At 69.7% G+C, this 10752-nt stretch carries 8 protein-coding genes and 1 pseudogene; 4 read left to right on the top strand and 5 right to left on the bottom strand.

Translation table 11 applies throughout. The annotated features are described in order from the left end of the window. Positions 1-9: 9 nt before the first annotated feature. A complete protein-coding gene (locus AC5Y43_RS24260) occupies positions 10-1260 on the top strand; it encodes an alpha/beta hydrolase (protein WP_499976951.1) in 1251 nt (416 codons plus the stop codon). On the opposite strand, the gene AC5Y43_RS24255 is transcribed toward AC5Y43_RS24260, so the two are convergent. The 4 genes from AC5Y43_RS24255 to AC5Y43_RS24240 are packed head-to-tail and all read right to left on the bottom strand — an operon-like array spanning position 1247 to position 6660. Further along, entirely contained in the window at positions 1247-2980 is a 1734-nt protein-coding gene (locus AC5Y43_RS24255) for an ABC transporter family substrate-binding protein (RefSeq protein WP_499976949.1), read from the bottom strand. The genes AC5Y43_RS24260 and AC5Y43_RS24255 overlap by 14 nt on opposite strands. Beyond that, complete coding sequence (locus AC5Y43_RS24250) at positions 2973-4793, bottom strand: dipeptide ABC transporter ATP-binding protein (protein WP_499976947.1); 1821 nt, start codon at positions 4791-4793, stop codon at positions 2973-2975. Before AC5Y43_RS24250 ends, AC5Y43_RS24255 begins: the two co-directional genes overlap by 8 nt. Continuing rightward, positions 4790-5650: an ABC transporter permease gene (locus tag AC5Y43_RS24245; protein WP_499977003.1), complete on the bottom strand. Its 861-nt coding sequence runs from the start codon at positions 5648-5650 to the stop codon at positions 4790-4792. The genes AC5Y43_RS24250 and AC5Y43_RS24245 overlap by 4 nt, the downstream gene beginning before the upstream one ends. Before the next feature lie 35 nt (positions 5651-5685). Continuing rightward, positions 5686-6660 carry an ABC transporter permease gene (locus AC5Y43_RS24240; RefSeq protein ID WP_499976945.1) on the bottom strand — a complete coding sequence of 325 codons (975 nt, stop codon included), beginning with the start codon at positions 6658-6660 and terminating at the stop codon, positions 5686-5688. 255 nt (positions 6661-6915) lie between these two features. On the opposite strand from AC5Y43_RS24240, the gene AC5Y43_RS24235 reads away from it, so the two are divergent. Continuing rightward, positions 6916-7407 (top strand): beta-class carbonic anhydrase, encoded by a 492-nt coding sequence (locus tag AC5Y43_RS24235; RefSeq protein ID WP_499976943.1) that lies wholly within the window; start codon positions 6916-6918, stop codon positions 7405-7407. A gap of 4 nt (positions 7408-7411) precedes the next feature. Here AC5Y43_RS24235 and AC5Y43_RS24230 read toward each other — a convergent pair whose 3' ends face one another. Then, positions 7412-7801, bottom strand: coding sequence for a PaaI family thioesterase (locus tag AC5Y43_RS24230; RefSeq protein WP_499977002.1), 390 nt, complete (start codon positions 7799-7801; stop codon positions 7412-7414). A 111-nt stretch (positions 7802-7912) separates the two neighbouring features. Here AC5Y43_RS24230 and cysD point away from each other — a divergent pair. Both cysD and cysC read left to right on the top strand, forming a co-directional pair. Then, positions 7913-8898, top strand: a pseudogene (cysD, locus tag AC5Y43_RS24225) (sulfate adenylyltransferase subunit CysD). Beyond that, positions 8898-10739, top strand: a complete 1842-nt coding sequence (cysC, locus tag AC5Y43_RS24220; RefSeq protein ID WP_499976941.1) for an adenylyl-sulfate kinase — start codon at positions 8898-8900, stop codon at positions 10737-10739. The pseudogene cysD and the gene cysC overlap by 1 nt, the downstream one beginning before the upstream one ends. Positions 10740-10752: the final 13 nt, after the last annotated feature.

Below are 10752 nucleotides of genomic sequence, written 5' to 3'. Positions count from 1 at the left end.
GCAAGACCGATGACCATGAATTCCAAACGGCGCCGGGCGCGGGAGAAACTGGCCGCACTGCCCGGCGTTCGCGCGGTGCGCAGGCCGGTCTCGCCGGGCAGTGCCGACGAGTTCGACCTCTACTACGTGCGCAGCGGCCGCAAGTCCGCCCACCCGCTGGTGATCATCCCCGGCGGCCCGGGCGTGGCGTCGGTGCAGATGTACCGGGGCCTGCGCCGCCGCGCCGCGGCCGCCGGCCTCGACGTCATCATGATCGAGCATCGCGGTGTGGGCCTGTCGCGCCACGACGACGACGGCGCCGACCTGCCGCCCCGCGCGCTGACCGTCAACCAGGTCGTCGACGACGTGGCCGCGGTGCTCGACGACGCCCGCATCGACTCGGCCGTCGTCTACGGAACGTCGTACGGCACCTACATCGCGGAGGGGGTCGGCGTCCGCCACCCCGACCGGGTGCGGGCGATGGTCCTCGATTCGCCGCTGCTGTCACGGCACGACATCGTGATCGTGCGCCGCGCGATCCGCCGGCTGTTGCTGCGCGGCGACAGCCCCGAAACCGCGCCCCTGGCACCCAAAGTCCGCGAGCTCGTCGACGCCGGGGTGATGACCGCGTCGGCGACCCAGGTCGTCGCGACGATCTACGGCTACGGCGGCACCGCGCTGCTCGAGCGGCAGCTCGATCTGCTGCTCGACGGCCGAAAGGCACTGTGGTGGGCCATATCCCGGTTCGCCACCCTGAGCAACCTGCCATTCCGTTACGAGGAAGACCTGGTGAGTCGCATCGCGTTTCGCGAGCTCGACTACGCCGCCGAGCCCGACGGCCTGCCGCTCGACCCGGCCGTGGCGGAAAGCGAAACCCGCACCCAGCGGGTGGCTTTCGAGGACGAGCCCTACGACCTGCCCGCCGAGCTGCCCAACTTCGGTTGGCCCACCGTCGTGATTTCCGGCGGCCGCGATCTCATCACCCCGCCGGCGGTCGCCCAGCGGGTGGCGTCGCTGGTGCCCGGCTCGGTGCTGATGAAGCTTCCCACCGCCGCGCACAGCGCCCTGGACTTTCGCGAGCCCGCCGCCCTGCACATCGCCGGGGCGGTGTGCCGCGGCGACCTCGACGGCCTGGCCGCTCGGGCTCCCGCGCTGGATGCGCTGCCGCCGCGGCCCTCGATTCGGTTGCTGTGGAAGGCGATCGAGGTGGCCGCCGTCGCGGAGGCCGCGGTCCCTGCGCTGCCCGCCCCGAAGCCGTGGCGCCGGGTCAGGTCCGCATGAACCCGATCGCGGTGTAGTTCAGGTCGGCCAGGCCGGGCGCGCCGAAGTTGGCCAGCGTGCTGCGCACCGCGGCGACGCCGGTGGCCTGGGTCAGCGGCAGGCTGAACCCCTCGGCCCAGATGAGCCTGTCGAGCTCGTTGGCCAGCGCCCGCGCCTTGGCGGGATCGAGTTCTTCGAGGGTGCGCTCGATCGCGGCGTCGATCTCCGGGCTGCCGATCTTGCCGAAGTTGCTCGCCCCGTCGGACTGGTAGATCTGCGTCAGCCCGGAGAGCGGGAACGCGTCGCCCTGCCAACCGAACTGCGCGATGTCGAAGTCCCCGACGTTGATGTAGTTGGTGAAAAAGCCATTACCCGACCTCGAGACCAGCTCGAGCTTGACGCCGATCCCGGCCAGGCTGTGCTGGGCGATCTGCGCGAACACCTTGCTGCTCGGCGCGTCGTAGAACAGGTCGCGGATCACCAGCCGGCGGCCGTCGCGCTCCCGGAACTGCCCGTTGAGCTTCCAGCCCAGGGCGTCGAGCTCGCGGCTCGCCGCGGCCGGGTCGTAGGGCACGACGGCGCCGTTGTCCTGATAGCCCTCCTGCCCGGCGACATAGATGTGGTTGCCCAGCGCCGACGGGTTGCTGGTGAGGCCGTACTGCACCACCTTGGCGATGGTCTGCCGGTCGATGCCCTTGGCGACGGCGACGCGCAGCGCCCGGTCCTCCAGGATCGCCCCGTGGGCGCCGTTGAACGTGAAGTGCGACCAACTCGGGGCGGGGGCGCGCCGGATCGAGATGCCCTTGGTCCGCTGCGCGATGGTCAGCTCGTCCACCGAGGCGATGCCCGTCGCGTCGATCGTGTCGTTCTGCAGGGCCGGCAGCCGCGCGGTGGTGTCCAGCACCAGGTAGGTGATGCTGTCCAGGCGCGGCCGCGGTCCCCACCATTTCGGGTTGCGGGTCAACGTGATTCGCTGCGTGGTCCGGTCCAGCGATGACACGACGAACGGTCCCGCCGACGGGCCGGGGGCGTCGAGCTGGCCCTTGTTGAAGGCCTCGGGCGTGGCGGTCGCGCTGGCCGGCAGCAGCATGCCGTTGCCGGCGAACATGCCGCGCCACTCGGCGTAGGGCTTGGCGAAGGTCATGACGGCCTGCCGGTCGTCGACCCCGCGGGTCACCGAGGCCACCCGGTCGGCCCCGCCGAAGCCGGCGATCGCGAACTCCTTCTCGGCGCCGCTCAGCGCGTGGATCTGGCTTGCGATGTCGCGCCAGGTGACCGGCGTGCCGTCCGACCACACCGCCTTCGGGTTGATGGTGTAGGTGACGACCTGCGGGTCGGTGCCGGTCAGCTCGACGCTGGTGAAGTAGTCGGTGTCGACGGTCGTCGAGCCGTCCGGGCCGATGGTGAACGCCCGCGGCAGGGTGGCCTTCATCAGCGACGCGATCTCGGCCGAATTGCCGTCGACGCTCAGGATATTGAAGTTCGGCGGAAATTCGCTGAGCGCCAGCCGCAGGCTGCCGCCGTCGCGCAGCGTGGCGGGGTCGCGCGGGTTGAGGTCGCTGGTGCTGCCGATCCGGGCGTTGTTGCCGGCCGGCGGTGCCAGGTCGATCGCCGGCGAGCACCCGGCCAGCAACACGGCCACCAACACGCCCACCCCCCGCCGAGACTGCGCCCAGAGCGTGCAAGAGCCCCCAAACCGCGCGCTGAGCGCAGTCTCGGCGCCGAGAAAGCCCCTAGACATGCGGCACCGCCGCCAGCAGCCGCCGCGTGTACTCGTGCTGCGGGTTGCCGAACAGCTGCTCGCTGTCGCCCTGCTCGACGATCGCGCCGCCATACATCACCGCCACGTCGTGGGCCAGGTGCTTGACCACCGAAAGATCATGGGACACAAACAGATACGACAGGCCGAACTGGTCCTGCAAATCCAGCAGCAGGTTGACGATCCCCGCCTGGATGGACACGTCGAGGGCAGACACCGGCTCGTCGAGGGCCAGGATCTTGGGCCGCAGCGCCAGCGCCCGCGCGATGCCGATGCGCTGCTTCTGGCCGCCGGAGAACTCGGCGGGATAGCGGGCCGCGTCGGCGCGACGCAACCCCACCACATCCAGCAGCTCGGCGACCCGCGCGTGGGTGTCGCCCTTGCCGAACCCGTTGGCCCGCAACGGTTCGGCTAGTAACTCGAAGACGGGCAGCCGCGGGTCCAGCGACGCCACCGGGTCCTGGAACACCACCTGGATGTCGCGGCGCAGCGCGCGCCGGGCCGCCGCGCTCAGCGCAGCGACGTCGCTGCCCAGCACCTCGATCGAGCCCGACTGCGGCGCAACCAGTTCCAGGATCTCGTGCAGCGTGGTCGACTTGCCCGACCCCGACTCGCCGACGATGCCCAGCGTGCGGCCCGCCCGCAGCTCGAAACTGACGCCGTCGACGGCGCGCACCTCGCCGACCGCGCGGCGCAGCAGCACGCCCTTGGTCAGCCGGTAGGTCTTGACCAGGTCGCGCACCCGCACAACTACCGAAGAGTCGCCGGCCGAACCGCAAAGGGCGGAGGTGTTGACGCCGTAGATGTCCGCGGCGCTGCGGTCGCCGACTTGATCGGTGCGGATGCAGGCCGCCCGATGGCCCGCCCCCACCTCGACGAGTTCCGGCTCCGCGGCGCGGCATTCGTCGATGGCCAGCGGGCAGCGCGGCGCGAAGAGGCAGCCCGGCTCGAGGCCGGCCAGCGACGGCGGCGCCCCGGGGATGGGCACCAGCCGGGTGCCCTGCGCGGCGTCGAGGCGGGGGACCGACCCCAAAAGCCCGACGGTGTAGGGCATCTGGCGGGCACGGTACAGGTCGGCCACGGCCGCGGACTCGACGACCCGCCCGGCGTACATCACCAGCGCGCGGTCGGCGAACTCGGCGACGACGCCGAGGTCGTGGGTGATGATCAGCACCCCCGCGCCGGTGACGTCGCGGGCGGTCTTGAGCACGTCGAGGATCTGCGCCTGCACGGTGACGTCCAGGGCGGTGGTCGGCTCGTCGCAGATCAACAGGTCGGGGTCGTTGGCGATCGCGATCGCGATGACGACCCGCTGCCGCTCGCCGCCCGACAGTTCGTGCGGAAACGCTCGGGCCCGTCGCTCCGGCTGCGAAATACCCACCAGCTCAAGCAGTTCGACCGCGCGCCGCCGCGCGGTCCGGCGGCCCACCCGCGGCTGGTGCACCTCGATCGCCTCGGCGATCTGGTCGCCGACGGTGTAGACCGGCGTCAGCGCCGACATCGGATCCTGGAAAACCATCCCGACCGCCTTGCCGCGGAACCGCGACATCGCGTGGTCGGACAGCCCGAGCAGCTCGGTGCCGTGCAGCCGGACAGAGCCGCGCACTTGCGCGTATTCCGGCAGCAGGCCCATCACCGCCATCGCCGACACGGACTTGCCCGACCCCGATTCGCCGACCATGGCCACGACTTCCCGGGGCTCGACGTGGTAGCTGATGCCGCGCACCGCGGTCACCGGCTGGCCGTCGGTGGGGAAGGTGACGGCCAGGTCGCCGACCTCCAGCAGCGCGCTCACTGGGGTCGGGTGCCCGGGTCGAGGGCGTCGCGCAGACCGTCGCCGGCCAGGTTGGCGCACAACAGGATCAGCACCAGCACGCCGGCCGGGAACAGGAACACCCAGGGGAAGGTGGTCGCCGACTGGGTGCCGTTGGCGATCAGCGTGCCCAGCGACACGTCGGGCGGTTGGACGCCGAAACCCAGGAAGCTCAGGCCGGTTTCGGCCAGGATGGCCGCGGCGACGTTCAGGGTGGCGTCGATGATCAGGATGGACGCCACGTTGGGCACCACGTGGCCGACGATGATCCGGCGGCTGGAGACCCCCATATACCTTGCGGCGCGGATGAATTCGCGCTCACGCAGGCTCATGGTCATGCCGCGGACCATGCGCGAGCTGACCATCCAGCCGAACCCGGCCAGCAGCAGCACCAGCAGCAGGATGCCCGACGACTTTCTCGTCCGCGGCGTGATGATCGTGATGATGATGAAGCCGGGCACCACCAGAAGCAGGTCGACCACCCACATCAGCACCCGGTCCCGCCAGCCGCCGAAATACCCGGCGATCGACCCGACGGTGGCCGCGATGCCGGTGGAGATGACCGCCACGCACACCCCGATCAGCATCGACTTCTGCATGCCGCGCAGGATCTGCGCCAGCAGGTCCTGGCCCAGCGCGTTGGTGCCCAGCCAGTGCCGGGCGTTCGGCGGTTGCAGCAGCGCGTCGAAGTCCAGGTCGTCGTAGGAGTAGGGCAGCAGCGACGGCAGCGCGTAGCACCCGGCGAACAGCAGCACCAGCACCGCCAGCGACGCCACCGCCAGCCGGTTGCGGGCCAGCCGGCGCAGCACCAGGGTGCGCCGCGACGCGAACTCCGTCACCTCCGAGCCCGAAACCCCCTGCGCCGCGGACGTACTCATGACACCCGCACCCGGGGATCGAGCGCCGCGTAGAACACGTCGGACAGCAGCCCGGCCAGCAGCACCACCGTGCCGGAGAACAACGTGATCGCCGCGATGATGTTGGTGTCCTGGGTCGAAACGCCCACCAGCAGCCATTCGCCCATGCCGTGCCAGCCGAAGATCTTTTCGACGAACACCGCCCCGGTGACCAGCCCGGCCACCCCGTAGGCGAACAGCGTCGCGAGCGGAATCAGCGCGGTGCGCAGCCCGTGCTTGAGCAGCGCGCGCCGGCGGGTCAGCCCCTTGGCGCGGGCGGTGCGGATGAAATCCTGGCCGAGGACGTCGAGCATCGCGTTGCGCTGATAGCGGCTGTAGCCCGCGGCCGCGAGCAGCGCCAGCGTCAGCGACGGCAGGATCAGATGCCGCAACCGGTCGAGTAGCTGCGCCCATCCGCCGCCGACGCCGGGCGACGTCTCGCCGGTGTAGTCGAACAGCTGGACGCCGAAGGCCCAATTGACCCGCAGCGCACCGAGGATCAACAGGTTGGCGATGACGAAGCTGGGCGTGCTGAGCACCAGCAGCGCCAGCAGGGTGACGACGCGGTCGCTGAGCCGGTACTGGCGGATCGCGCCCCACGCCCCGGCCGCCACGCCCAGCACCGTGCCGACCACCGAGCCGATCACCAGCAGCCGCAGGCTGACTCCGACGCGCCGCCACAGCGCGTCGGCGACGGGCTGGCCGGTGATGGTCGTGCCGAAGTCACCGCGCACTGCGTGCGACGCCCAGTGCGCGTAGCGGAGCGGGATCGGTTCGTCCAGGCCGAGCGCGTGGGCCTTGGCGTCGATGATGGATTGCGGTGGGCGCGGGTGGCGCTGCAGCAGGTTGTCCAGCGGCGAGAACGCCAGCGACGTCAGCAAGTAGGCGAGAAACGACACCAGCGCCAGCAGCACGAGGTAGTTGAGCAGCCGTCGCAGCAGGAAGCGGATCATGCCCGACCGAACCGCCCGTGCCGCATTGGGACAGGTTAACCAGCCCGACGGGCGGGGGCGGGTCACGCCGCGTTGTGTCGAGACGCCCGGCCCGCGGCACCCCCGCGGGTTTGTCGCTGTGAGGCGGGCATTCGCAGCACTCCCTCCCCGCGGTGACTCAAGTGACTGATGGGACATCGGTGCCCCGTGATTTTTACCCGTGAACCGCGCCTGGCCGGCAACTAAGATCCACCGCGACACCCCGAGGAGGCGCGAGTGACCGTTACCGACGAATACCTGGCCAACAACGCCGAATACGCGAGTGCGTTCGAGGGCCCGCTGCCGATGCCGCCGGGCAAGCACGTCGCCGTCGTGGCGTGCATGGACGCCCGGCTGGACGTCTACCGCCTGCTCGGCCTCAACGAGGGGGAGGCGCACGTCATCCGCAACGCGGGCGGCGTCGTCACCGACGACGTCGTCCGGTCGCTGGCCATCAGCCAGCGGCTGCTGGGGACCCGCGAGATCATCCTCATCCACCACACCGACTGCGGGATGCTCACATTCACCGACGACGACTTCAAGCGCGCCATCCAGGACGAGACCGGCCTCAAGCCCGGGTGGGCCGCCGAGGCGTTCCCCGACGTCGCCGAGGACGTCCGCCAGTCGCTGCGCCGCATCGAGAACAGCCCGTTCGTGACGCTGCACTCCACGGCGCGCGGATTCGTCTTCGACGTCGCCACCGGCAGGCTCGACGAGGTCACCGTCTAACCGTTCAGCCCACCTTGTACGTCGCCAGCGCCTTGGCGACCAACGTGCCCGCCGGGTCGACGATCTCGGCTTCGCAGTTGACCAGCGACCGGCCGCGCCGCAGCACCCGGCCCACCCCGATCACGTCGGTGGCCCGCGCCGGCGCCATGAAGTCCAGCGCCATCGACACCGTCACCCCCCGCAGCTGCGGGGGAGCGTCGACACCGCACCACGCCGCGGCCATGACGGTCAGATCGGCCAGCGTCGCGATGGCACCGCCGTGCACCATGTCGCCGAGCGTGACGTTGGACGGGTCCCACGGCAGCCGCAGCCTGACCTCGTCGTCGCCGAGTTCCTCCGCGACGATGCCCAGCTTGACGACAAAAGGCGATTGCGGGATGAATTGCGCGATCACGTCGCGGCCGCTCGGCGTTTCGGTTGTCATGCGTCCATGCTTTCGCACCGGCCGGGCGCCGACCAAGACCGCTCCACGCATTGACACCGGCGGCGACGGCTGGTTCCATAGATGGCAATGACCATAAAGATGGTCAATTCGGCCAAGATTACCAGAGATCTACGAGGTAGCCAATGACAGTCACGGCGGGCCCCGCCGCCGGCCAATACGAGCTGAGCCATCTGCGCTCGCTGGAGGCCGAGGCGATCCACATCATCCGGGAGGTGGCCGCGGAATTCGAGCGGCCGGTGCTGCTGTTCTCCGGCGGCAAGGACTCCATCGTGATGCTGCATCTGGCGCTCAAGGCGTTCCGGCCCGGGCGGCTGCCGTTCCCGGTGATGCACGTCGACACCGGCCACAACTTCGACGAGGTGATCGCCACCCGCGACGAGCTGGTCGCCGAGCACGGGGTGCGGCTCGTGGTCGCCTCGGTGCAGGAGGACATCGACGCGGGCCGGGTGGTCGAGACGATCCCGTCGCGCAACCCGATCCAGACCGTGACCCTGCTGCGGGCCATCCGGGAGAACAATTTCGACGCCGCGTTCGGCGGGGCGCGCCGCGACGAGGAGAAGGCGCGCGCCAAGGAGCGGGTGTTCAGCTTCCGCGACGAGTTCGGGCAGTGGGACCCCAAGGCGCAGCGGCCCGAGCTGTGGAACCTCTACAACGGTCGCCACCACAAGGGCGAGCACATCCGGGTCTTTCCGCTGTCGAACTGGACCGAGTTCGACATCTGGTCCTACATCGGCGCCGAGAAGATCAAGCTGCCGTCGATCTATTTCGCCCACCGGCGCAAGGTGTTCAGCCGCGACGGCATGCTGCTGGCCGTCGACCGGCACCTGCAGCCGCGCGCCGACGAGCCGGTGTTCGAGGCGACGGTGCGGTTCCGCACCGTCGGCGACGTCACCTGCACGGGTTGCGTGGAATCCGAGGCCTCCACGGTGTCGGAGGTCATCGCCGAGACGGCGGTGTCACGGTTGACCGAGCGCGGGGCCACCCGGGCCGACGACCGCATCTCCGAGGCCGGAATGGAAGACCGCAAACGACAGGGCTACTTCTGATGACGACGCTACTCAGGCTCGCGACCGCCGGCTCCGTCGACGACGGCAAGTCCACCCTGATCGGGCGGCTGCTGTACGACTCCAAGGCCGTGATGGAGGACCAGTGGGCGTCGGTGGAAAAGACGTCCAAGGAGCGCGGCCACGGCTACACCGACCTGGCGCTGGTGACCGACGGCCTGCGCGCCGAGCGCGAGCAGGGCATCACCATCGACGTCGCCTACCGTTATTTCGCCACGCCCAAGCGGAAATTCATCATCGCCGACACCCCGGGCCACATCCAGTACACCCGCAACATGGTGACCGGCGCGTCGACCGCGCAGCTGGTGATCGTGCTCGTCGACGCCCGCCACGGCCTGCTCGAGCAGTCGCGCCGGCACGCCTTCCTGGCGTCGCTGCTGGGCATCCAGCACATCGTGCTGGCGGTCAACAAGATGGACCTGATCGACTGGGACAAAACGAAATTCGAGGCGATCCGCGACGAGTTCCACGCCTTCGCGGCGCGGCTGGACGTGCAGGACGTCGCCACCATCCCGATCTCCGCGCTCAACGGCGACAACGTGGTGACCAAGTCGGACAGCGCGCCGTGGTACGAGGGGCCCGCGTTGCTGTCGCACCTCGAGGAGGTCTACATCGCCGGTGACCGCAACCTGGTCGACGTGCGGTTCCCGGTCCAATACGTCATCCGGCCGCAGACCCACGAGCACCGCGACCACCGCAGCTACGCCGGCACCGTCGCCAGCGGCGTGATGCGCCCCGGCGACGAGGTGGTGGTGCTGCCGCTGGGCAAGACCACCCGGATCACCGCGATCGAGGGCACCAATGGCCCTGTGGACGAGGCGTTTCCGCCGATGGCCGTCTCGGTGAGCATCGCCGACGACATCGACATCTCGCGCGGCGACATGATCGCTCGCACCCACAACCAGCCCCGGGTCACGCAGGATTTCGATGCGACCGTGTGCTGGATGGCCGACCAGTCGGCACTGGAGCCCGGCCGCGACTACGTCATCAAGCACACCACCCGCACCACGCGCGCGCGGGTGACCGCGCTGGAGTACCGGCTCGACGTCAACACCCTGCACCGCGACAAGGCCGCAACGGCGTTGCAGCTCAACGAGCTTGGCCGCATCTCGCTGCGCACCCAGGTTCCGTTGCTGCTCGACGAGTACACCCGCAACTCCAGCACCGGTTCGTTCATCCTCATCGACCCCAACACCAACGGCACGGTGGCGGCGGGCATGGTGTTGCGCGACGTCTCGGTGCAGACGTCCAGCCCCAACACCGTGCGGCACAAGTCGCTCGTCGGCGCCGAGGCGCGGCCGCGGGGCAGGACGATCTGGTTCACCGGCCTGTCGGGGTCCGGGAAGTCGACGGTGGCCGTGCTGGTCGAGCGGATGCTGCTCGAAAGTGGTGTTTCCGCTTACGTTCTCGACGGCGACAACCTGCGCCACGGGCTGAACGCCGACCTGGGCTTTTCCATGGCCGACCGCGCGGAGAACCTGCGGCGGCTGGCGCATGTGGCGGTGTTGCTGGCCGATTGCGGCCAGACCGTGCTGGTGCCGGCCATCAGCCCGCTGGCCGAGCATCGTGAAATGGCCCGCAAGGTGCACACCGAGGCCGGTTTCGAGTTCTTCGAGGTGTTCTGCGACACGCCATTTGGCGACTGCGAGAAGCGCGACCCCAAGGGGCTGTATGCCAAAGCGCGTGCCGGCGAGATCGCGAACTTCACCGGCATCGACAGCCCGTATCAGCAGCCGGAGAACCCCGATCTGCGCCTCACGCCGGACCGCGGCGTCGACGAGCAGGCGCAGCTGGTCATCGACCTGCTGCAGTTGCGCCCGTAAGCACCCCGCGTGA

This window comes from Mycobacterium sp. NGS57 (genome assembly GCF_059812405.1).
This window is presented reverse-complemented; position numbering and strand designations above follow the sequence as displayed.